Genomic DNA, 19,475 nt, shown 5'->3' with positions numbered 1-19,475 from the left:
ACTGTCCTCACTTAACCAGCTTTATTTAGAGTAAAACTCTACCACCAGCTGTTCATTAATATCGCCACTCAATTCAGTGCGATCTGGCATGTTTTTGAAAACACCTTCCAGCTTGCCTTCTTCAACAGAAACCCAGCTTGGTAAACCAATCTGACTGGCAAGACTGAATGCTTCCTGAATTCGCACCTGTTTTTTGGCTTTTTCGCGAACAGCAACCACATCACCAGCTTTCACCTGAAAAGAAGGGATGTTTACAACCTGACCGTTCACGGTAATGGCTTTGTGAGATACCAATTGACGGGCTTCAGCACGAGTAGAGCCAAACCCCATACGGTATACCACGTTGTCTAAACGAGACTCCAACAACTGAAGCAGCAATTCACCAGTCGAACCTTTACGACGGGCTGCTTCAGCAAAATAACGGCGGAACTGACGTTCTAACACACCGTAAATACGGCGGATTTTCTGTTTTTCACGTAATTGCAGACCATAGCCGGACAAACGCGGTTTTTTTGCGCCATGCTGGCCGGGAGCAGAGTCAAGTTTACATTTTGAATCCAGAGAGCGACGTGCACTCTTCAGAAACAGATCTGTGCCCTCACGACGGGCTAATTTACATTTCGGGCCGGTATAACGTGCCATACTCAAATACTCCTGTTAGATACGACGTTTTTTAGGTGGCCGACAACCATTGTGCGGCAATGGAGTAACGTCTGTAATACTGGTAATCTTGAAACCAAGAGCGTTGAGCGCACGCACAGAAGATTCGCGACCAGGACCCGGCCCTTTAATGCGAACTTCCAGATTTTTTACGCCATACTCTTGGGCAACTTTACCAGCTGCTTCTGCCGCAACCTGAGCGGCAAATGGTGTGCTCTTACGTGAACCTTTAAAACCAGCACCGCCAGAGGTAGCCCAAGATAATGCATTGCCCTGACGGTCAGTGATAGTAATGATGGTATTATTGAAAGATGCATGTACATGCACAATACCTTCACTTACGGATTTACGTACTTTCTTGCGCACACGAGCTGTGTTTGCTTTAGCCATTATTATTCCTTATCAATTATTTCTTGCCTGCGATCGCTTTACGCGGACCTTTACGCGTACGCGCATTGGTACGGGTACGCTGACCACGGCACGGTAAACCACGACGATGACGCAGACCACGATAACAGCCCATGTCCATCAAACGTTTGATATTCATGGTTACTTCACGGCGCAGATCACCTTCCACATGGTATTTGGCAATCTGTTCACGCAAAGCATCAAGCTGAGTCTCGTCTAAATCTTTTACTTTAGTGCTCGGCACAACGCCGGCAGCTTCGCAAACCAGTTTAGCGCGAGACGAACCAATACCATAAATAGCCTGAAGGCCAATTACGATATGGGCATTGTTAGGGATATTTACCCCTGCAATACGAGCCATATTTTTTCCTTAGGGCAAAAGTCTGTCACTATAACACAAAGACTTATGGTTATCCATTAGCCTTGGCGTTGTTTATGACGAGGGTCAGTACAAATCACGCGTACGACACGATTACGACGAATGATTTTACAATTACGGCAAATTTTCTTTACCGATGGCTGAACGCGCATATTATTTCCTTTCTACTCTTAGCGGGCGCGGAAAACGATGCGGGCACGAGTCAAATCGTACGGAGTCAATTCCACAGTCACTTTATCACCGGGGGAAATACGAATGTAATGCATGCGCATTTTTCCAGAGATATGACCTAAAACGACGTGATCGTTTTCAAGTTTAACTTTAAAAGTTGCGTTGGGCAGGGTTTCAAGAATTTCACCCTGCATTTGTATGGTATCTTCTTTAGCCATAATACTTAACGACGTGATGATAATGATTTCATCGCAGAACGCTTCATCAGATGTTCATACTGACTGCTCATTACGTAAGAAGCGATTTGCGTTTTAAAATCCATGGTCACCACCACCAGAATAAGTAGTGAGGTGCCACCTAGGTAGAAAGGTACATTCATCGCAGAAGTCAGCACTTCCGGAATCAGGCACACGATAGCAATATAAATTGCGCCCCAAAAGGTCAAACGCAATACAACTTTCTCCAGATAACGACTGGTTTGCTCACCAGGCCGGATACCCGGAACGAAAGCACCACTTTTCTTCAGATTTTCTGCCATTTCCCTTGGACTGAACACCAAAGCCGTATAGAAATAACAAAAGAAGATAATAGTAGCTGCAAATAACAAAATATAAACAGGCTGACCATGCTGCAATAATGTAGCCAGTTTCTGTAACCAACTATCAGGATTTGCCGAACCAAACCAGCTTAACAAAGTAGAAGGAAACAAAATGATACTGGATGCAAATATTGGCGGAATAACCCCGGCCATATTCAGTTTGAACGGCAGATGAGAGTTTTGCGCCTGCATAATACGATTACCTACCTGACGTTTGGCATATTGCACAGGTACTTTACGTTGTGCACTTTCAATATATACAACAGCATATATCAATGCCAGCGCACCAACAATCAGTGCAACAGCCATCAGATAACTAATTGATCCCTGACTGGTTAATGTCAGCAAACGACCAATACCGGCAGGCAGACTGGCTGCAATACCGGCGGTAATAATCAGCGAAATACCATTACCTATACCACGTTCAGTAATTTGTTCACCCAGCCACATCAGAAACATGGTTCCTGTAACCAGACAAACCATAGTCGAGAAATAAAACTCAATCTGACCGGAAACTACTACATTTTGCTGGTAAACAAATGCAGCAGCACCAAAGCTTTGCAAAGTGGCCAGCAAAACAGTACCGTAACGGGTATATTTGGTCAAAGTACGGCGCCCCGCCTCACCTTCTTTTTTTAGAGCCTTCAATGAAGGAATAATTTCAGAAGCAAGCTGAATAATAATTGAGGCTGAAATATAGGGCATCACACCTATTGCAAAAATACTGAACCTTTGCAGAGAACCGCCGGAAAACATATTAAGCATACTTAATATGCCTCCGCCGGCACTTTCATACAATTTGGTCAAAGCAGCACCATCCACACCGGGCACTGGAATATGTGAACCGATGCGGAATACAACCAACGCACCAAGTAAAAATAACAGACGATTTTTCAAATCACCGAACTTTGAAAGTCCTGTTGCGGATTGCGGATTAGCCACTTGAGTCCTTGCCTTATTCTGCTACTTTACCACCGGCAGCTTCAATGGCCTGTTGCGCACCTTTGGTGGCCTTAATACCATTTAAAGTTACCGCCTTATCAATACTGCCTGAAGCAATAATTTTAACATTCAGAGCAGTAGCAGGCACCAGTCCTGCCTGTTTCAGAACTAAAACATCAATTTCATCAACTGCAATTTTAGCTAGTTCATCTAAACGCACTTCTGCATTCAGATTAGCAGTCAGAGATTTAAAACCGCGTTTCGGCAGCCGGCGTTGCAAAGGCATCTGACCGCCTTCGAAACCGACTTTATGATAACCACCTTTACGGCTTTTTTGACCCTTATGGCCTCGGCCACAAGTTTTGCCTAAACCGCTGCCAATGCCACGACCTACACGGCGAGCCGCGTGTTTAGCACCTTCAGCAGGTTGAATGGTATTCAAAAGCATGTTACTTCTCCACTTTCAAAAGGTAGCTGATTTTGTTGATCATGCCACGATTTTCGGGGGTATCAAGCACTTCAACAGTATGCTCGCGGTGACGTAAGCCTAAACCGCGTGCGCAGGCACGATGAGCTGCAATAGTGCCAATCAGACTTTTAACCAGTGTAATGCGTATGGTTTTTTGCTCACTCATGATCTGCTCCTAAAATTTCTTCTACGGTCAGGCCACGTTTAGCAGCAATCTCAGCCGGCGTATACAGCTTAGACAATCCGTCCAGAGTTGCGCGAACAATGTTGTATGGATTGGTTGAACCATGTACTTTAGCAGAGATATTATGAATACCCATTGCATCAAATACCAAACGCATTGGACCACCAGCTTTCACACCATTACCTTCTTTGGCCGGTTGCATGAATACACGGGTTGCACCATGACGACCAATTACTTCGTGATGAATGGTACGTCCATTCAAAGGCACTTTGATCATATTGCGGCGGGCTTGATCCATAGCCTTCTGTACGGCCACAGGTACTTCTTTAGATTTACCCTTGCCCATACCAATGCGACCATCGCCATCACCTACTACGGTTAAAGCCGAGAAGGCCATAATGCGGCCACCCTTAACCACTTTGGTCACACGGTTTACGGCAACCATTTTTTCAATCAGGCCGTCACCGCGTTCTTCAGTTTCGTGTTTTGCCATATTTCTGGTCTCCAGTTTATTAGAAGCTCAAACCGTTTTCACGGGCTGCCTCAGCCAAGGCTTTAACGCGACCATGGTATTGAAAACCAGAACGGTCAAAAGCCACTGCATCAATGCCGGCTGCTTTGGCTTTTTCAGCAATGCGTTTGCCAACCACAACAGCAGCATCTACATTGCTGCCATATTTAATGCTGGCACGTACATCAGCCTCAAGAGTAGAGGCCTGAGCCAGTACTCGGTCACCTTCTGCGCTAATAACCTGGGCATAAATGTGATTATTGGTGCGGAAAACGCACAATCTCACTTTGTTCAGGGCTGCAATTTTGGCACGGGTTTTACGTGCTCGACGCAGTCTTGCTACATTTTTATCCATCAGTGAGCCTCAATTATTTTTTCTTGGTTTCTTTAATAACGACACGCTCATCAGCATAACGTACACCTTTACCTTTATAAGGTTCCGGCGGACGGAATCCACGAATTTCAGCGGCCACCTGCCCTACTACCTGTTTATCTGCACCGGCAATGATTACTTCGGTAGCAGAAGGAGTAGTAGCAGTAATGCCTTCAGGCAATTCGTAGTTAATCGGATGAGAGTAACCTAAAGAAAGATTCAATACTTTACCCTGAGCCTGAGCGCGATAACCCACACCAATCAGCTGCAGCTTTTTCTCAAAACCATTGCTCACGCCCACAACCATATTGTGCAATAAGGCACGAACTGTACCGGATAAAGCATTTGCTTTTGTACTGTTATCATTGGCGGTAACAACCAGCTGACCATCATTCAATGCTACATTCACTTCAGCGTGCTGATGCAGAGACAATTCGCCGTTTTTACCTTTAACAATGATAGCCTCTGGAGAAAACTTAACGTCAACGCCAGCCGGAACCACTACCGGATGTTTTGCAATTCGAGACATGTTTTCTCCTTAGGCAACTACGCACAATAACTCACCGCCAATACCATTGGCACGGGCTTTACGGTCAGTCATTACGCCTTTAGAAGTGCTCACAATCACAACGCCCAAACCATTCATTACAGAAGGAATGTCGTTGGAACCTTTATACACACGCAGACCAGGACGTGATACGCGCTGAATGCGCTCAATTACCGGCTGACCTGCATAATATTTCAATTGTATTTCCAATGTCGCCTTGGTTTCAGTAGATACGGCGAAATCTTCTACGTAGCCTTCTTCTTTCAAAACTTTGGCAATTGCTACTTTCAGTTTTGAAGAAGGCATACTTACAGAGACTTTATTCGCACGCTGAGCGTTGCGAATACGGGTCAACATATCGGAAATAGGATCATGCATACTCATATTTTATACTCCTATTACCAGCTGGCTTTGATGACACCCGGAATTTCACCACGCATGGCGATTTCACGGATTTTGGTACGGGCCAAGCCGAATTTACGGAAATTACCACGCGGACGACCGGTCAAAGCGCAGCGACGACGTTGACGAATCGGAGCAGCATTACGCGGGATAGCCTGCAGTTTCAGACGTGCCTGAAAATGTTCTTCATCAGTCGCGTTAGCATCATTGATGATGGCGAAAATGGCTTCACGCTTTGCAGCATATTTTTTTGCCAAAGCTTCACGCTTCAGCTCACGATTAATAAGTGCTTTCTTAGCCATAATTAACCCTTAAACGGAAATTTGAACAGAGACAGCAGTGCTTTGGCTTCTGCGTCAGTTTTGGCAGTAGTGGTAATAGTAATATTCAAACCACGCAAAGCATCAATTTTATCGTATTCAATTTCCGGGAAAATAATTTGTTCACGCACGCCCATGTTGTAATTACCACGACCGTCGAATGATTTACCATTTACACCGCGGAAGTCACGTACACGCGGCAAAGCGATTGCAATCAGACGATCCAGAAATTCATACATACGATCACGGCGCAAAGTTACTTTGCAGCCAATCGGGTAATTATCACGGATTTTAAAGCCTGCAATTGACTTACGTGCTACAGTTACTACTGGTTTCTGACCAGCAATTTTTTCCAGATCACCAACTGCATGTTCCATTACTTTTTTATCGGCAACCGCTTCACCAACACCCATGTTGAGGGTAATTTTTTCAATACGCGGTACTTCCATGATAGATTTGTAACCGAACTGTTTGGTCAACTCAGGAACAACAGTAGTGTTATAAAAGTCTTTTAAACGAGCCATTGATTACTCCTTAAGCCCCCACGGCGGCACCGGTAGATTTATATACACGGGTACGCACTACTTTGCCGTCTACAGTTTCTACTTTGATACCTACGCGGTCAGCTTTTTGGGTTTCCGGATTGAAAATCGCCACATTGGAAATAGCCAATGGCGCATCTTTGGTGATTACACCACCTTCAATCCCACGCATGGGGTTAGGTTTCTGGTGACGTTTAACACGATTTACGCCGTCGACAATCACTTTATCACCCAAAACACGCACTACTTTACCCTGTTTGCCCTTATCTTTACCGGCAATAATGATCACCTGATCACCAGTTTTAATCTTTTTCATTGCAACCTCACTTACAGTACTTCAGGAGCCAATGAAACGATTTTCATGAATCGCTCAGTACGTAGCTCACGAGTTACCGGGCCAAAAATACGGGTACCAATTGGTTCCAGTTTGGTATTCAACAGCACGGCTGCATTGTTATCAAATTTGATCAGTGCTCCGTCATTACGACGTACACCTTTAGCTGTACGCACTACCACAGCGTTATATACATCGCCCTTTTTAACGCGACCACGGGGAGCTGCGTCTTTTACGGCCACTTTAATAATGTCGCCTACAGATGCGTAGCGACGCTTAGATCCACCTAATACTTTGATGCACATTACGCGGCGCGCACCAGAGTTGTCAGCCACATCTAAGATGGTCTGCATTTGAATCATGTTATTACCTTTAAAAATCCAACTTAATTTACCGCTTTCAGTCAGCCTGTTACCACTTAATAGCTGTCTGAAACCATTAACGGTTCTAGTAAACCAGTCTTGGGTCCCGAAGGGAGAGTTCCGGCGACTGCCGGAGACTTTCAAGAAACTGAAAGTTAAGGAACGAAGTTTACAGACAATATCTGATTGTCGCAAGACTTCGTTCCCTAATTGCAGCACATTGTTGTGTTAATTACACATTACGTGCTTTCTCAATCAGCTCAGTTACAACCCAGCTTTTGGTTTTTGACAACGGGCGACCTTCGGAAATGACAACAACGTCACCAATACCGTATTGGTTTTGCTCATCGTGCGCATGGATTTTAGTAGAACGACGGATTACTTTACCATACAGCGGGTGTTTCACTTTACGTTCCACCAACACTGTTACAGTTTTATCCATTTTGTCGCTCACGACTTTGCCCTGCAAAGTACGTACATTTTCAGCTTCAGTCATTATTCACCATCCTTCTGATGCAAAATGGTTTTTACACGAGCAATATTACGACGCACTTTTTTCAGCTCACTGTTTTTACCCAGCTGGCCGGTGGCGTGCTGCATACGCAAACCAAACTGCGCTTTCAACAGACCAACCAGTTCTTCGTTTAACTGCTCAACAGATTTGTCTTTCAATTCACTGGTTTTCATTATTGACCTACCTGGCGTTTAACAAATACAGTCTGAATCGGCAATTTGGCTGCAGCCAGTTCAAAAGCCTGACGAGCCAATGTTTCATCAACACCGTCCATTTCGTAGAGCATTTTGCCCGGCTGGATTTCAGCAATGTAATATTCCACATTACCTTTACCGCCACCCATACGAACCTGAATTGGTTTTTCAGTAATAGGTTTATCCGGGAATACGCGGATCCAGATACGACCGCCACGTTTAATATGACGGGTCATTGCACGACGTGCTGCCTCAATCTGGCGTGCAGTCAAACGACCGCGACCCACAGCTTTCAGACCAAAATCACCAAAGCTAACTTTATTGCCACGAGTAGCAATACCGGTGTTGCGGCCTTTTTGCTGTTTGCGGTATTTCATTCTAGTTGGCTGCAGCATTTCGACCACCTGCCTTTCTGCTGTGTTTCTTGTCCTGTTCCGGCTTAGCCTGAATTTCACCCGGTGTCAGTTCACCTTTGTAAACCCAGACTTTGATACCGATAATGCCATATGTAGTTTTGGCTTCGCTGGTAGCGTAGTCAACATTGGCACGCAGGGTATGCAAAGGCACACGACCTTCACGATACCATTCGGTACGCGCAATTTCGATACCGTTCAGACGACCTGAAGACATAATTTTGATGCCTTTGGCGCCAACGCGCATAGCATTCTGCATAGCACGTTTCATGGCACGACGGAACATAACGCGTTTTTCCAGTTGTCCGGCAATATTGTCCGCAATAATTTGCGCATCGATTTCCGGTTTACGGATTTCTTCGATGTTTACATGCACCGGCACGCCCATGATTTTCTGCAAATCACGTTTTAATACTTCAATGTCTTCACCTTTTTTACCGATTACAATACCAGGACGGGCACTGTAAATGGTAATACGTGCAGATTTTGCCGGGCGTTCAATTACCACGCGACCTACAGAAGCATTTGCAAGACGTTTGCGTAAAAAATGACGCACGTCGATATCTTCTTTCAGCACTTTGGAAAAGTCGCCGCTTTTGGCAAACCACTTGGAAGACCAATCTTTATTCACTGCCAGGCGAAAGCCTGTAGGGTTAATTTTTTGTCCCATCGCTTTTCCTTAGTTGCCTACAATCACGTTGATGTGACAAGTTTGTTTTTCGATGCGGTTACCACGACCTTTAGCACGTGCCTGAAAACGTTTCAGACTCGGACCTTTGTCGATATAAATAGTAACCACTTTCAGTTCATCGATATCAGCACCTTCGTTGTGTTCAGCATTGGCTACTGCAGATTCCAGCACCTTTTTAATCAGTTCAGCACCTTTTTTCGGGCTGAATGTCAAAATATTCAACGCCTGGGCAATATCTTTACCACGTACTAAGTCAGCTACCAGACGGGCTTTTTGTGCTGAAATACGGGCATTTTTGTGTTGTGCACTAACTCTCATGTTTTATCCCTTATTTTTTAGCCTTCTTATCAGCCAAATGGCCTTTGAAGGTACGGGTCAATGAGAACTCACCCAACTTATGACCAACCATGTTATCGCTGATAAATACCGGCACGTGGGTACGGCCGTTGTGTACAGCAATGGTCAGACCGATAAAATCAGGCAGAATAGTGGAACGACGTGACCAGGTTTTAATCGGGCGTTTGTCGTTATTAGCACGAGCCGCATCGACCTTTTTCAGTAAATGCAGGTCGACATATGGGCCTTTTTTTAATGAACGAGCCATATCAGTTAACCTTTATTTGAGTAACGGCGGCGAACAATCATATTGTTCGTGCGTTTATTACGACGAGTACGATAGCCTTTAGTCGGTGTACCCCATGGACTAACCGGTTCACGAGCTTCACCAGTACGACCTTCACCACCACCATGCGGGTGGTCAACCGGGTTCATCACAACGCCGCGTACGGTCGGACGAATACCACGCCAGCGTTTAGCACCGGCTTTACCCAGTTTTTGCAGGCTTTGTTCTTCATTGCCTACTTCACCAATGGTGGCACGGCAATCAACATGAATTTTACGTACTTCACCTGAACGCAGACGCAGCTGTGCATATACGCCTTCTTTTGCCAGCAATACAGCAGATGCACCGGCTGAACGGGCAATCTGTGCACCTTTACCCGGTTTCATTTCGATACAATGAAGAGTTGTACCTACCGGAATATTGCGGATTGGCAGATTATTACCAGCTTTAATTGCAGCTTCAGAACCGGAAACCAATACGGCACCTACCTGAACATTACGCGGCGCAATAATGTAACGGCGTTCACCATCTGCAAAACACAATAACGCAATATGAGCGGTACGGTTCGGATCGTACTCAATACGTTCCACTTTAGCAGCGATACCGTCTTTATCATTACGTTTAAAGTCAACAATACGGTAATGGTGTTTGTGACCACCACCTTTATGACGGGTTGTAATGCGTCCGCCGTGATTACGACCGGCAGTTGAAGACTGTTTTTCTAATAATGGTGCATAGGGTGCACCTTTATGCAAGCCTTCCGCAACCACGCGTACCATTCCGCGACGGCCAGCAGAAGTCGGCTTCATTTTAACAATAGCCATAGTGCTTATTCCTTATCTGCAGAAGCGGCAGCAGATTCAATATCCAGCTCCTGACCAGCCGCCAGGCTGACATAAGCTTTCTTAACATCACTGCGCTTACCGATGGTACGGCCAAAACGTTTGTTTTTGCCTTTAATGATAGTTGTGGCTACAGAATCCACTTTCACATTAAATAATAGTTCCACTGCTGCCTTAATTTCAGGTTTAGTGGCATTTGGCAATACTCTAAACGTCATCTGGTTGCGTTTTTCAGCCAGCATGTTGCTTTTTTCGGAAACAACAGGAGCCAAGAGCACTTGCATTAAACGTTGTTGATTCATACCCATTGCTCCTCAAGTTGTGCAACTGCTGCTTTGGTAAGCACCACTTTCTTAAAGCGTAACAGATTGTACGGATCAGTTTGCTGTGCTTCCAGAACCAGTACATTCGGCAGGTTGCGGCTAGACAAGTAAACGTTTTCATCCAGCTGTTTGGTAATGAACAATACCTGCTCCATACCCAGATTTTTAACCTGTTCAGCAAATGCTTTGGTTTTAGGAGTAGCAGCAGACAATTCATCAATAACAAACAGGCGTTCATCGCGTACCAGCTGAGACAGAATGGCTGCCATACCCGCACGATACATCTTACGATTTACTTTCTGGGTAAAGTTTTCATCTGGTTTATTCGGGAACGCACGACCACCACTGCGCCACAGCGGAGAAGATGTCATACCGGAACGGGCACGGCCGGTTCCTTTCTGACGCCATGGTTTTTTAGTGGAGTGTTTTACTTCGGCACGGGTTAACTGTGAACGGTTACCGGAACGGGCATTAGCCAGAAAAGCTGTAACCAGCTGGTGAACCAGATCTTCATTGTATTCACGTGCAAACAATGCGTCAGACGCAGCAACTGCACCTGCAACCTGACCCTGAGCATCAATTAATTTCAGTTCCATTACGCACCTACCTTCACGCTCGGACGCACGACAACGTCGCTGTTAACCGCACCGGGCACCGCACCTTTTACCAGCAATAACTGACGTTCGGTGTCTACGCGTACGATTTCCAGATTCTGAATGGTGGACTTAACGTTACCGTACTGTCCGGCCATACGTTTACCACGGAATACGCGACCCGGATCCTGTGCCATACCGGTTGAACCAGGCACACGATGAGAGCGTGAGTTACCGTGAGAAGCACGCTGAGAACCAAAATTGTGACGTTTGATGGTGCCAGAAAAGCCTTTACCTTTACTGGTACCAGTGACATCAATTAACTGACCTGCTGCAAAAATGCCGACATTGATTTCAGCACCGGCAGACAATTCAGCCAGTTTTTCTTCAGAAACAGCAAATTCAACCAAGCCACGACCGGCTTCAACACCTGCCTTGGCAAAATGACCTGCCTGTGCCTTGCTTACGCGATTGGCTTTTTTCTGACCAAAAGTTACCTGTACGGCAGTGTAGCCGTCAGTAGCTTCGGATTTGAGTTGAGTGACGCGATTGGCAGACATATCCAGTACAGTTACCGGAACTGATGCGCCGTTCTCATCGAACACGCGCGTCATGCCTACTTTGCGCCCAACCAGACCTAAAGTCATAGTTATTTCCTTTTATAAAGGGACCAATTACGATTGATTGGCCTCGCACAAATAAAGAATCTTGCCGACGTAAAATCGGCAAGATGGCGATAGTACCATGTTTACTCTGCATGAATCAATTTTTTATGCAAGTAAAGCACGGATTTTTAGATAAAAAACAACGTTTATGCCTTATACATGACTATTAGTCTGGATTTCGGGTATTTTTACTCTGCCTGAATATAAATATTATCTGATTAATTCATCAGTAATACTTTGCAAAAACTGAAGCCGCTCAGGCTTCAGTTTCCCGTCTGCCGCAGCCTGTTTCAGTGCACAGCCCGGTTCCTGACGATGAGTACAATTATGAAAGCGGCACTCTCCGATATACTGACGCATATCAGGGAAATAATGCAGCAGATTACTAACTGACAAATGATGTAAGCCAAATGCCTGCAATCCGGGCGAATCAATAAGCTGACTGTGTGCATCCAGATCATATAATTGTGCATGAGTCGTGGTGTGACGGCCTGAATCCAGTGCCGCTGAGATATCACCTACCCTTGCCTGTTCATTACCCAGTAATGCATTGGTTAAAGTTGATTTACCCATACCTGACTGACCTAACAGGATTGCCCGCTCTCCCTGCAAATACCGGTGTAGCTCAGCCACATTATATAAGGCACTAATATTGATTACCTGATAACCCAGACTCTGATAAAACGCCAATTTTTCGAGCCAAAGCTTATTTTGTGGTAAATCTGCCTTATTTAATACAATCAGTGGCGGTATATCCGCAGCCTCTGCAGCCAGTAATGCACGCTGCAATAATAATTCACTGGGAGTCGGTACAGCAGCCAGTACGATTAGCATAAGGGTAACATTGGCCGCAATGAGTTTACTGCGCGTAGCATCCTGCCGGTAAAGCAGGCTGCGCCGGGGTAAATAATCCTCAATTACAGCCTGCTGCTGATTGATATGACTAATATGGACTTCATCACCACAAGCAAAATCAACTCTTTTCTTTCGCGTAGTGGCTTCATAAGTTTTACCCGCATGTGTGCGCACCATGAAGCGGCGCCCGAAACTGGTAATAATCTGTGCTGTTAATAATTCATTCGCAGACTGCGCCATTCTCAGTCTGCCTTTACGGCTGTTTGTAATGCCGCAATACGTTCCCGTGCTCCCGGATGTGAATCATAAAACCGCGAATACCATATATCGCTAACCAGACTGGAGGCATTAGTACGATAAAGTTTAGTTAAAGCATGAATCAGATCATCGGCATTTGCATATTTTGCTGCAAAACGGTCTGCTTCAAATTCATTTTTACGGGACAAAACACTCGACAATGGTGAAAACGGAAAAGTAAATACGGGCAGCACCAGCATAAATAATAATAAAGCCATAGCATGACTGACTTCATGCACACCCAGACCAGTATAAAAACCAGTCTGAGGTAATAGCCAGCCCAAAACAGCAAAAACAATCAGAGCCAGTATAAAAGTAACAATCATTTGTTTGAATACATGTTTGTGAGCAAAATGACCTAACTCATGAGCCAGCACAGCCTCAACCTCACTAATCTGCATATCTTTTAGCAAGGTATCAAAAAATACAATGCGCTTATGTTTCCCCAGACCGGTAAAATAAGCATTACCGTGCCCACTGCGTCTGGAGCCATCCATTACAAAAATACCATCACTCTGAAAACCAGTACGCTGTAACAAGTTTTCAATCCGGGTTCGCAATGCATCATCTTTCAACGGTTCAAATTTATTGAAAAGCGGCGCAATCCACTTTGGAAAAGCCCACATCAGCAACAAGGAAAAACTGACCCATACCAGCCATACAGCCAGCCACCATGCGCCACCAAACCAGTGTGCTGCAATCAGAATCCGCATCAGCCACAGAATAATATATAGTAAGGGCAAGCCAACAATAATAGCTAAAAGACTACCTTTAAACTGATCAGCAATAAAAGTAGCCATGGTCATTTTGTTAAAGCCAAATTTTGCCTCCAGACAAAAACTGCGGTACCAGGCGATCGGCCAGCCAAGAATCATATTAACCAAAGCAAACAGACCAATAAGCACAATTCCCTGTGCAATATCGTGCTGCACCCATTTCTGACTCAAATGCGCTAATAGATCAAGACCGCCACCAAGTGTGAATATTAGCAATAATAATGCCTGAAACAGAATTTCATAACGAGCCAGACGCTGCTTGGCCAAAGTATAATCTGCTGCTTTCTGATGCTCTGCCAGAGACACACTTTGCACAAAAGCCGCTGGAACATAGCTACGATGTGCCAGTACAGCTTTACTTTGGCGAACCGAAAGATATAACTGACCACATATGCTGCAGATGAAAAATAATAAAAACAATATATAAATTGTTTGGGCAGAAAGATAAAACACCATAAAAATACTTTGTACCTGAAAATAATCATTTTAACGGAGTTTATCTGTTACTGGCTAAAAAGTGTCTGAACAAACATCCTTTTATTTAAAATTAACATGATTATTTAACTGAATAATATATTTATTACTGTATGTTATCTTGTGATAATATCCAAAACTACTTACAACATTACACAAATTATATTCAATTTAGAATAATTGAAATTCAGTCTGTTCTGTGTTTTCCTAAAACAATTGCTTTTGCCTGATTTTAGCTCTAGATATAGGTAAAAAAATCAGCTTAACCTATCAGCCTTATCAGAAAGAAGCTAAAATCATATTTTATTATTAATCAAGATTAAGATATGCAAAACGCTAAAAATCTTGCGTGGCTGGATATGGAAATGACCGGATTAAATCCGGATACAGACCGTATTATAGAAGTTGCTATGATCATTACCGATAGTGACCTGAATATACTCGCACAGTCTGAAGTACTGGTAATTCATCAGCCAGACAGCATTATCGATCATATGGATAAATGGAATACCACCACTCATACCCGTACTGGTCTGGTAGATAAAGTAAAAGCTTCCACGTTAACAGAAGCTGAGGCTGAAGAAAAATTGCTGGCTTTTATCAGTGAGTGGATACCGGAAAAAGCCTCACCAATGTGTGGCAATTCCATTCATCAGGATCGCCGCTTTATGGTGCGCTACATGCCGCGACTGGAAGCTTACTTCCATTACCGCAATCTGGATGTTTCTACTCTTAAAGAACTGGCCAGACGCTGGAATCCTGCCATTGTCAAAGGCATTAGTAAAAAAGGTGCGCATCAGGCTCTGGATGATATTAAGGAAAGCATTGAGGAAATGGCTTATTATCGCGAACACTTCTTAACAATACCTAGCTGATTTTGTATACTGCCCTTTTTATCTTTGCTGAAATTAATTCCGGTTATGATCAATCCGTCCTGCCCCATTAATCAGACAGCCATTTGGGCACAATTGCATCAGCATCAGCGCAGCACCCGTTTCTTGCATATGCGCGACTTATTCCGTCAGCAGCCGGATCGTTTTGCACAAATGCATGAACAATTAAATGGTCTGTTACTGGATTACAGCAAAAACCGTATTACTGAAGATACACTTGCATTACTGATTGAGCTGGCCAATATTGCAGATGTACGTGGCTGGACTGATAAAATGCGCCGCGGTGATAAAATTAATGTTAGCGAAAATCGTGCCGTATTACATACAGCACTCAGGTTACCGCCGCATGCTGAATTGTATGTTGATGATCATAATATCGTACCAGATATCCATCGGGAACTGGAACGAGCCTACTGCTTTGCCGAATCAGTGCGCAATGGTGAATATACTGGAGCTGGTAATGAACGTATTACGGATATTATTAATATAGGTATTGGCGGATCTCATCTTGGTCCGGAAATGGTGACACTGGCCTTACGTCCGTTTCAGCAAACTGGTCTGAATATTTATTATGTTGCCAATGTTGACGGCGCCAACCTGATTCAGGTATTGAATAAAATTAATCCGGCCACAACCATTTTTATCATTGCTAGCAAATCCTTTACTACACCTGAAACTTTGCTGAATGCACAAACCGCACGTAATTGGTTTTTACAACAGGGAATGAGTGAAGCTGATATCAGCCGCCATTTTATAGCGATAACCAGTGCTGTTGATAAAGCACAGGCTTTTGGTATCACTTCGGATCATACATTCTCCATGTTTGACTGGGTAGGCGGCCGCTACTCTGTTTGGTCAACTATTGGATTATCAGTTATTTGTGCCATTGGTAAAGAAAATTTTCAGGATTTTCTTGCTGGCGGCAGAGCAATGGATGAACATTTTTTTCATGCACCGCTAAGACATAATATTCCGGTTTTACTCGGACTGATCGGATTGTGGTATCACACCTTTTATACCACAACCAGCCATGCAATCATTCCTTATGACCACGGACTGCGCCGTCTGGCTGCGCACTTGCAGCAGCTGGACATGGAAAGTAATGGAAAACAGGTAAGCCGTTATGGAGAACGGCTGGACTTTGATACTGGTCCGATAATCTGGGGTGAGGAAGGTGTTAACTGCCAGCATGCTTTTTTTCAATTACTGCATCAGGGACCACGACTGATTTCTTCCGATTTTATTGTTCCGGTTAACAGTTTTTATCATGTCAGTACCCAGCATAAAGTTCTTGTTGCTAATGCCTTTGCTCAAACTGAAGCACTTATGCGTGGCAAAACACTGGCGGAAGCTTATGCCGAATTAATTCATCTGGATAACAAATCACGCGATATTATGGCTCCGCAAAAAGTATTTCCGGGTAATCAGCCATCTAATACACTCTTAATAGATGAAATTAACCCGTTTAATCTGGGTATGCTGCTGGCCATGTATGAACATAAAGTATTTGTACAGGGTGTAATCTGGGGAATTAATTCATTCGATCAGTGGGGTGTAGAGTACGGAAAAGTTCTGGCTAAAAATATTGAACCGGAATTAAGTACTAATGATTCGCTACACCATGATGCTTCAACTAACGGCCTCATTGACTATTTCAGAAAACATCACCATGACACAAACCTTAATTGACATTACCACCAAACTGGATGAATTGGGACATACGGTAACCTGTGCCGAATCATGTACCGGGGGCTTGTTGGCAGCAGAACTAACTCGCCTGCCGGGTAGTTCAAATTGGTTTAATATGGGCTATGTCACTTATAGCAATCAGGCAAAAAAACAGTTACTTAATGTTAACGAAACAACTTTGCGCCATTATGGAGCTGTTAGTGAGGAATGTGTACGCGAAATGGCACTAGGTGCTCTGATTAATTCGAAAGCAAATTATGCTATTTCGATTTCCGGTATTGCCGGGCCAACTGGAGGAAGTGCCGAAAAACCAGTTGGTACAGTATGGTTCGGGCTGGCAACCAAACAGCGTATCTGGGCTAAAAATTATCAGTTTAACGGTAATAGAGATACAATCCGCACTCAGGCTGTGGAATATGCTTTGCGTTTTTTACGTCAATATTTATACCGTTAAACCAGACTGTATACGTTATCAGAATCCAGCAGATAAAATAAAACTGACCGGTTTTTCACAGCCGGTCAGTTTTTCATTTCAAACAGAATTGAGAATCAACCATACTTATTCAATACGTTCACCATGGATACTCACATCCATACCTTCGCGTTCTGAATCATGATCAATACGTAAACCGCGACATACAATTGCCACAATTTTAAGAATAAGATAAGTCATAATTACGCTGTATACAATTGTAATAGCCACATCTTTAATCTGAGCCAGCAGTTGACTACCTAAAGTCGCCTCACCGCCAAAAATGGCGTTACTGAACAGCAAACCAGTTAAAATTGAACCAACGATACCGCCAAAGCCATGAATACCAAAGGCATCAAGCGAATCATCATAACCAAATCTGCGTTTTAAATACACTGCGGCAAAATAAGCAGCAACAGCTGTCAATACTCCGATTACCAATGCAGCCTGTGGACCGACAAACCCGGCAGCAGGTGTAATGCCTACCAGACCGGACACCGCACCAGAAGCCATACCCAATGCAGAAGGTTTATGTCCTGCCAGTTTTTCACATAACATCCATGTTAATGCTGCTGAAGCTGCTGCTATCTGAGTCACAGCCATAGCCATACCTGCAGAAGCATCCGCAGCACCAGCTGAACCGGCATTAAAGCCAAACCAGCCAACCCATAGCATCGCAGCACCGGTTAGAGTAAGTACCATATTATGTGGTGCCATTACATCCTTACCGTATCCCAGACGTTTACCAATCACCAGTGCAGCTACCAGTCCGGCAACACCGGCATTAATATGCACAACCGTTCCGCCGGCAAAATCCAGAACCGGTGTTTGCGTATTACTCATAAAGCCTCCGCCCCAGACCCAGTGACATATCGGCGCATAAACACAAGTAACCCAAAAACCGGAAAATAACAATAAGGCTGAAAATTTCAGACGTTCGGCAAAAGCACCTGTCACAATAGCCGTAGATATAATGGCGAAGGTCATTTGAAAAAACATGAATACTGACTCAGGAACAGTACCATCTCCATTAACAATAGTAGTCATTTCTCTGGTTTTATCCAGTCCCATACCGCTAAGCATAAACCGATCCAAACCACCAATAAATGAATTACCCGGGGTAAAAGCCAACGAATAGCCTATTATCATCCACAGCACACTTACCAGAGCGGCAACGACAAAGCTGTGCATCATGGTACCCAATACATTTTTTTTTCGTACCATTCCGCCATAAAACAATGCCAGACCCGGAACAGTCATCAGCAAAACCAGTACGGCAGAAGTCATTACCCATGCTGTATTACCTGCATTTATCTCTGACAGCGGTCGCCACCAGCCGGACAAATCAGCAGCTAATAGCGGCAATGGTAATAACAGAGCTATCGTTACTACACATTTATCAATCAATTTCATTGTATTTCCCTTAATAATTATTCAGATTATTTATACAGCATCCGATCCGGACTCACCTGTACGTATTCGCACCACCTGCTCAACCGCTGAAACAAAAATTTTGCCGTCACCCACTTTACCTGTACTGGCGCATGTCATTATCGCTTCAACAGCTCGCTCTACCAGATCATCCACGAGTACAATTTCTATTTTAATTTTAGGTAAGAAATCGACTTCATATTCTGCACCCCGATAGATTTCAGTATGCCCTTTTTGCCTGCCAAAGCCTTTTACCTCACTGACAGTCATTCCTTGCACACCTATTTCAGCCAGTGCTTCACGTACATCATCCAGCTTGAATGGTTTAATCATCGCTGTAACTTTTTTCATATAACTCTCCTCTTTTCTGAATTTTTGAATGTTGCTCATCAAGACAATCTTAATGACATTTATCAAATCCAATTTGTTAATTCTGTAATTTGCAGCAAGCAAAAATTTTAATTACACCATACATCTTTATTTTAAATCTGCAAAGATGTATCAAAATTACTGGGGTATTTATCTTATC

33 protein-coding genes are annotated in these 19,475 nt (G+C 44.0%); 3 read left to right on the top strand and 30 right to left on the bottom strand.

Annotated elements, in window-relative coordinates; all coding sequences use genetic code 11:
• Positions 1–21: 21 nt before the first annotated feature.
• The 28 genes from rpsD to H3T75_RS06670 all read right to left on the bottom strand — a co-directional run bounded on the left by rpsD (position 22) and on the right by H3T75_RS06670 (position 14,443).
• The gene (rpsD, locus tag H3T75_RS06805; protein WP_025331687.1) at positions 22–642 is read right to left on the bottom strand and encodes a 30S ribosomal protein S4; all 621 of its coding nucleotides are present in this window, start codon (positions 640–642) and stop codon (positions 22–24) included.
• Positions 643–657: 15 nt separating this feature from the next.
• Positions 658–1,050 carry a 30S ribosomal protein S11 gene (gene rpsK / locus H3T75_RS06800; protein WP_025331688.1) on the bottom strand — a complete coding sequence of 131 codons (393 nt, stop codon included), beginning with the start codon at positions 1,048–1,050 and terminating at the stop codon, positions 658–660.
• 16 nt (positions 1,051–1,066) lie between these two features.
• On the bottom strand, positions 1,067–1,429 hold the full coding sequence (gene rpsM, locus H3T75_RS06795; protein ID WP_025331689.1) for a 30S ribosomal protein S13: 363 nt from the start codon (positions 1,427–1,429) through the stop codon (positions 1,067–1,069).
• A gap of 56 nt (positions 1,430–1,485) precedes the next feature.
• Positions 1,486–1,599, bottom strand: a complete 114-nt coding sequence (gene rpmJ / locus H3T75_RS06790; RefSeq protein ID WP_003697674.1) for a 50S ribosomal protein L36 — start codon at positions 1,597–1,599, stop codon at positions 1,486–1,488.
• Between the two features lie 18 nt (positions 1,600–1,617).
• Complete coding sequence (gene infA / locus H3T75_RS06785; protein ID WP_003684714.1) at positions 1,618–1,836, bottom strand: translation initiation factor IF-1; 219 nt, start codon at positions 1,834–1,836, stop codon at positions 1,618–1,620.
• A 5-nt stretch (positions 1,837–1,841) separates the two neighbouring features.
• Positions 1,842–3,158: a preprotein translocase subunit SecY gene (gene secY / locus H3T75_RS06780; protein WP_025331690.1), complete on the bottom strand. Its 1,317-nt coding sequence runs from the start codon at positions 3,156–3,158 to the stop codon at positions 1,842–1,844.
• 13 nt (positions 3,159–3,171) lie between these two features.
• Positions 3,172–3,606, bottom strand: a complete 435-nt coding sequence (gene rplO / locus H3T75_RS06775; RefSeq protein WP_025331691.1) for a 50S ribosomal protein L15 — start codon at positions 3,604–3,606, stop codon at positions 3,172–3,174.
• 1 nt (position 3,607) lies between these two features.
• Entirely contained in the window at positions 3,608–3,793 is a 186-nt protein-coding gene (rpmD, locus tag H3T75_RS06770; protein ID WP_025331692.1) for a 50S ribosomal protein L30, read from the bottom strand.
• The gene (gene rpsE / locus H3T75_RS06765) at positions 3,786–4,304 is read right to left on the bottom strand and encodes a 30S ribosomal protein S5 (RefSeq protein ID WP_025331693.1); all 519 of its coding nucleotides are present in this window, start codon (positions 4,302–4,304) and stop codon (positions 3,786–3,788) included. Before rpsE ends, rpmD begins: the two co-directional genes overlap by 8 nt.
• Before the next feature lie 19 nt (positions 4,305–4,323).
• Positions 4,324–4,677, bottom strand: coding sequence for a 50S ribosomal protein L18 (rplR, locus tag H3T75_RS06760; protein ID WP_025331694.1), 354 nt, complete (start codon positions 4,675–4,677; stop codon positions 4,324–4,326).
• A gap of 13 nt (positions 4,678–4,690) precedes the next feature.
• The gene (rplF, locus tag H3T75_RS06755; protein ID WP_025331695.1) at positions 4,691–5,224 is read right to left on the bottom strand and encodes a 50S ribosomal protein L6; all 534 of its coding nucleotides are present in this window, start codon (positions 5,222–5,224) and stop codon (positions 4,691–4,693) included.
• A 9-nt stretch (positions 5,225–5,233) separates the two neighbouring features.
• Entirely contained in the window at positions 5,234–5,626 is a 393-nt protein-coding gene (gene rpsH, locus H3T75_RS06750) for a 30S ribosomal protein S8 (protein WP_084564662.1), read from the bottom strand.
• A 14-nt stretch (positions 5,627–5,640) separates the two neighbouring features.
• Positions 5,641–5,946, bottom strand: a complete 306-nt coding sequence (gene rpsN / locus H3T75_RS06745) for a 30S ribosomal protein S14 (RefSeq protein WP_025331697.1) — start codon at positions 5,944–5,946, stop codon at positions 5,641–5,643.
• A 2-nt stretch (positions 5,947–5,948) separates the two neighbouring features.
• Complete coding sequence (gene rplE, locus H3T75_RS06740) at positions 5,949–6,488, bottom strand: 50S ribosomal protein L5 (RefSeq protein WP_025331698.1); 540 nt, start codon at positions 6,486–6,488, stop codon at positions 5,949–5,951.
• Between the two features lie 10 nt (positions 6,489–6,498).
• Positions 6,499–6,822 (bottom strand): 50S ribosomal protein L24, encoded by a 324-nt coding sequence (gene rplX, locus H3T75_RS06735; RefSeq protein ID WP_025331699.1) that lies wholly within the window; start codon positions 6,820–6,822, stop codon positions 6,499–6,501.
• 11 nt (positions 6,823–6,833) lie between these two features.
• On the bottom strand, positions 6,834–7,202 hold the full coding sequence (gene rplN / locus H3T75_RS06730; protein ID WP_025331700.1) for a 50S ribosomal protein L14: 369 nt from the start codon (positions 7,200–7,202) through the stop codon (positions 6,834–6,836).
• A 232-nt stretch (positions 7,203–7,434) separates the two neighbouring features.
• Entirely contained in the window at positions 7,435–7,698 is a 264-nt protein-coding gene (gene rpsQ / locus H3T75_RS06725) for a 30S ribosomal protein S17 (RefSeq protein WP_198211355.1), read from the bottom strand.
• Complete coding sequence (gene rpmC, locus H3T75_RS06720; protein ID WP_025331702.1) at positions 7,698–7,889, bottom strand: 50S ribosomal protein L29; 192 nt, start codon at positions 7,887–7,889, stop codon at positions 7,698–7,700. The genes rpsQ and rpmC overlap by 1 nt, the downstream gene beginning before the upstream one ends.
• Positions 7,889–8,305: a 50S ribosomal protein L16 gene (gene rplP / locus H3T75_RS06715; RefSeq protein WP_037394618.1), complete on the bottom strand. Its 417-nt coding sequence runs from the start codon at positions 8,303–8,305 to the stop codon at positions 7,889–7,891. The genes rpmC and rplP overlap by 1 nt, the downstream gene beginning before the upstream one ends.
• Positions 8,289–8,993 (bottom strand): 30S ribosomal protein S3, encoded by a 705-nt coding sequence (gene rpsC / locus H3T75_RS06710; RefSeq protein WP_037394614.1) that lies wholly within the window; start codon positions 8,991–8,993, stop codon positions 8,289–8,291. The genes rplP and rpsC overlap by 17 nt, the downstream gene beginning before the upstream one ends.
• 9 nt (positions 8,994–9,002) lie before the next feature.
• Positions 9,003–9,332, bottom strand: a complete 330-nt coding sequence (gene rplV / locus H3T75_RS06705) for a 50S ribosomal protein L22 (protein ID WP_037394611.1) — start codon at positions 9,330–9,332, stop codon at positions 9,003–9,005.
• 10 nt (positions 9,333–9,342) lie between these two features.
• Entirely contained in the window at positions 9,343–9,618 is a 276-nt protein-coding gene (gene rpsS / locus H3T75_RS06700) for a 30S ribosomal protein S19 (RefSeq protein ID WP_025331704.1), read from the bottom strand.
• A 5-nt stretch (positions 9,619–9,623) separates the two neighbouring features.
• Entirely contained in the window at positions 9,624–10,460 is an 837-nt protein-coding gene (gene rplB / locus H3T75_RS06695; RefSeq protein WP_037394606.1) for a 50S ribosomal protein L2, read from the bottom strand.
• A gap of 5 nt (positions 10,461–10,465) precedes the next feature.
• Positions 10,466–10,780 carry a 50S ribosomal protein L23 gene (rplW, locus tag H3T75_RS06690; RefSeq protein WP_025331706.1) on the bottom strand — a complete coding sequence of 105 codons (315 nt, stop codon included), beginning with the start codon at positions 10,778–10,780 and terminating at the stop codon, positions 10,466–10,468.
• Complete coding sequence (rplD, locus tag H3T75_RS06685; protein WP_025331819.1) at positions 10,777–11,397, bottom strand: 50S ribosomal protein L4; 621 nt, start codon at positions 11,395–11,397, stop codon at positions 10,777–10,779. Before rplD ends, rplW begins: the two co-directional genes overlap by 4 nt.
• Entirely contained in the window at positions 11,397–12,041 is a 645-nt protein-coding gene (rplC, locus tag H3T75_RS06680; RefSeq protein ID WP_037394597.1) for a 50S ribosomal protein L3, read from the bottom strand. The genes rplD and rplC overlap by 1 nt, the downstream gene beginning before the upstream one ends.
• A gap of 228 nt (positions 12,042–12,269) precedes the next feature.
• Positions 12,270–13,154: a ribosome small subunit-dependent GTPase A gene (gene rsgA / locus H3T75_RS06675; protein WP_198211354.1), complete on the bottom strand. Its 885-nt coding sequence runs from the start codon at positions 13,152–13,154 to the stop codon at positions 12,270–12,272.
• 2 nt (positions 13,155–13,156) lie between these two features.
• Complete coding sequence (locus H3T75_RS06670) at positions 13,157–14,443, bottom strand: M48 family metallopeptidase (RefSeq protein ID WP_110414716.1); 1,287 nt, start codon at positions 14,441–14,443, stop codon at positions 13,157–13,159.
• 344 nt (positions 14,444–14,787) lie between these two features.
• On the opposite strand from H3T75_RS06670, the gene orn reads away from it, so the two are divergent.
• From orn to H3T75_RS06655, 3 genes are read left to right on the top strand one after another with little or no spacing between them, the layout of a single operon-like run.
• Positions 14,788–15,336 carry an oligoribonuclease gene (orn, locus tag H3T75_RS06665; RefSeq protein ID WP_078475446.1) on the top strand — a complete coding sequence of 183 codons (549 nt, stop codon included), beginning with the start codon at positions 14,788–14,790 and terminating at the stop codon, positions 15,334–15,336.
• A 45-nt stretch (positions 15,337–15,381) separates the two neighbouring features.
• Complete coding sequence (gene pgi, locus H3T75_RS06660) at positions 15,382–17,043, top strand: glucose-6-phosphate isomerase (protein WP_198211353.1); 1,662 nt, start codon at positions 15,382–15,384, stop codon at positions 17,041–17,043.
• Positions 17,024–17,497 carry a CinA family protein gene (locus H3T75_RS06655; RefSeq protein WP_025331711.1) on the top strand — a complete coding sequence of 158 codons (474 nt, stop codon included), beginning with the start codon at positions 17,024–17,026 and terminating at the stop codon, positions 17,495–17,497. The genes pgi and H3T75_RS06655 overlap by 20 nt, the downstream gene beginning before the upstream one ends.
• A gap of 105 nt (positions 17,498–17,602) precedes the next feature.
• On the opposite strand, the gene H3T75_RS06650 is transcribed toward H3T75_RS06655, so the two are convergent.
• Positions 17,603–18,928, bottom strand: coding sequence for an ammonium transporter (locus tag H3T75_RS06650; RefSeq protein ID WP_078475444.1), 1,326 nt, complete (start codon positions 18,926–18,928; stop codon positions 17,603–17,605).
• Positions 18,929–18,958: 30 nt separating this feature from the next.
• Entirely contained in the window at positions 18,959–19,297 is a 339-nt protein-coding gene (locus H3T75_RS06645) for a P-II family nitrogen regulator (RefSeq protein WP_078475443.1), read from the bottom strand.
• Between the last annotated feature and the right edge of the window lie 178 nt (positions 19,298–19,475).

The sequence above is a fragment of the Snodgrassella sp. W8135 genome, assembly GCF_016101225.1.
Taxonomy (GTDB): domain Bacteria; phylum Pseudomonadota; class Gammaproteobacteria; order Burkholderiales; family Neisseriaceae; genus Snodgrassella; species Snodgrassella alvi.
Note: the sequence above shows the minus strand (reverse complement) of the source record. Positions and strands in the feature narration are given on the sequence as shown.

Excerpts from the sequence above, each read along its gene's own strand:
- rpsD (WP_025331687.1), bottom strand. The coding sequence starts at position 642 with ATGGCACGTTATACCGGCCCGAAATGTAAATTAGCCCGTCGTGAGGGC.
- rpsK (WP_025331688.1), bottom strand. The coding sequence starts at position 1,050 with ATGGCTAAAGCAAACACAGCTCGTGTGCGCAAGAAAGTACGTAAATCC.
- rpsM (WP_025331689.1), bottom strand. The coding sequence starts at position 1,429 with ATGGCTCGTATTGCAGGGGTAAATATCCCTAACAATGCCCATATCGTA.
- rpmJ (WP_003697674.1), bottom strand. The coding sequence starts at position 1,599 with ATGCGCGTTCAGCCATCGGTAAAGAAAATTTGCCGTAATTGTAAAATC.
- infA (WP_003684714.1), bottom strand. The coding sequence starts at position 1,836 with ATGGCTAAAGAAGATACCATACAAATGCAGGGTGAAATTCTTGAAACC.
- rplO (WP_025331691.1), bottom strand. The coding sequence starts at position 3,606 with ATGCTTTTGAATACCATTCAACCTGCTGAAGGTGCTAAACACGCGGCT.
- rpmD (WP_025331692.1), bottom strand. The coding sequence starts at position 3,793 with ATGAGTGAGCAAAAAACCATACGCATTACACTGGTTAAAAGTCTGATT.
- rpsE (WP_025331693.1), bottom strand. The coding sequence starts at position 4,304 with ATGGCAAAACACGAAACTGAAGAACGCGGTGACGGCCTGATTGAAAAA.
- rplR (WP_025331694.1), bottom strand. The coding sequence starts at position 4,677 with ATGGATAAAAATGTAGCAAGACTGCGTCGAGCACGTAAAACCCGTGCC.
- rplF (WP_025331695.1), bottom strand. The coding sequence starts at position 5,224 with ATGTCTCGAATTGCAAAACATCCGGTAGTGGTTCCGGCTGGCGTTGAC.
- rpsH (WP_084564662.1), bottom strand. The coding sequence starts at position 5,626 with ATGAGTATGCATGATCCTATTTCCGATATGTTGACCCGTATTCGCAAC.
- rpsN (WP_025331697.1), bottom strand. The coding sequence starts at position 5,946 with ATGGCTAAGAAAGCACTTATTAATCGTGAGCTGAAGCGTGAAGCTTTG.
- rplE (WP_025331698.1), bottom strand. The coding sequence starts at position 6,488 with ATGGCTCGTTTAAAAGACTTTTATAACACTACTGTTGTTCCTGAGTTG.
- rplX (WP_025331699.1), bottom strand. The coding sequence starts at position 6,822 with ATGAAAAAGATTAAAACTGGTGATCAGGTGATCATTATTGCCGGTAAA.
- rplN (WP_025331700.1), bottom strand. The coding sequence starts at position 7,202 with ATGATTCAAATGCAGACCATCTTAGATGTGGCTGACAACTCTGGTGCG.
- rpsQ (WP_198211355.1), bottom strand. The coding sequence starts at position 7,698 with ATGACTGAAGCTGAAAATGTACGTACTTTGCAGGGCAAAGTCGTGAGC.
- rpmC (WP_025331702.1), bottom strand. The coding sequence starts at position 7,889 with ATGAAAACCAGTGAATTGAAAGACAAATCTGTTGAGCAGTTAAACGAA.
- rplP (WP_037394618.1), bottom strand. The coding sequence starts at position 8,305 with ATGCTGCAGCCAACTAGAATGAAATACCGCAAACAGCAAAAAGGCCGC.
- rpsC (WP_037394614.1), bottom strand. The coding sequence starts at position 8,993 with ATGGGACAAAAAATTAACCCTACAGGCTTTCGCCTGGCAGTGAATAAA.
- rplV (WP_037394611.1), bottom strand. The coding sequence starts at position 9,332 with ATGAGAGTTAGTGCACAACACAAAAATGCCCGTATTTCAGCACAAAAA.
- rpsS (WP_025331704.1), bottom strand. The coding sequence starts at position 9,618 with ATGGCTCGTTCATTAAAAAAAGGCCCATATGTCGACCTGCATTTACTG.
- rplB (WP_037394606.1), bottom strand. The coding sequence starts at position 10,460 with ATGGCTATTGTTAAAATGAAGCCGACTTCTGCTGGCCGTCGCGGAATG.
- rplW (WP_025331706.1), bottom strand. The coding sequence starts at position 10,780 with ATGAATCAACAACGTTTAATGCAAGTGCTCTTGGCTCCTGTTGTTTCC.
- rplD (WP_025331819.1), bottom strand. The coding sequence starts at position 11,397 with ATGGAACTGAAATTAATTGATGCTCAGGGTCAGGTTGCAGGTGCAGTT.
- rplC (WP_037394597.1), bottom strand. The coding sequence starts at position 12,041 with ATGACTTTAGGTCTGGTTGGGCGCAAAGTAGGCATGACGCGCGTGTTC.
- rsgA (WP_198211354.1), bottom strand. The coding sequence starts at position 13,154 with ATGGCGCAGTCTGCGAATGAATTATTAACAGCACAGATTATTACCAGT.
- H3T75_RS06670 (WP_110414716.1), bottom strand. The coding sequence starts at position 14,443 with ATGGTGTTTTATCTTTCTGCCCAAACAATTTATATATTGTTTTTATTA.
- orn (WP_078475446.1), top strand. The coding sequence starts at position 14,788 with ATGCAAAACGCTAAAAATCTTGCGTGGCTGGATATGGAAATGACCGGA.
- pgi (WP_198211353.1), top strand. The coding sequence starts at position 15,382 with ATGATCAATCCGTCCTGCCCCATTAATCAGACAGCCATTTGGGCACAA.
- H3T75_RS06655 (WP_025331711.1), top strand. The coding sequence starts at position 17,024 with ATGACACAAACCTTAATTGACATTACCACCAAACTGGATGAATTGGGA.
- H3T75_RS06650 (WP_078475444.1), bottom strand. The coding sequence starts at position 18,928 with ATGAAATTGATTGATAAATGTGTAGTAACGATAGCTCTGTTATTACCA.
- H3T75_RS06645 (WP_078475443.1), bottom strand. The coding sequence starts at position 19,297 with ATGAAAAAAGTTACAGCGATGATTAAACCATTCAAGCTGGATGATGTA.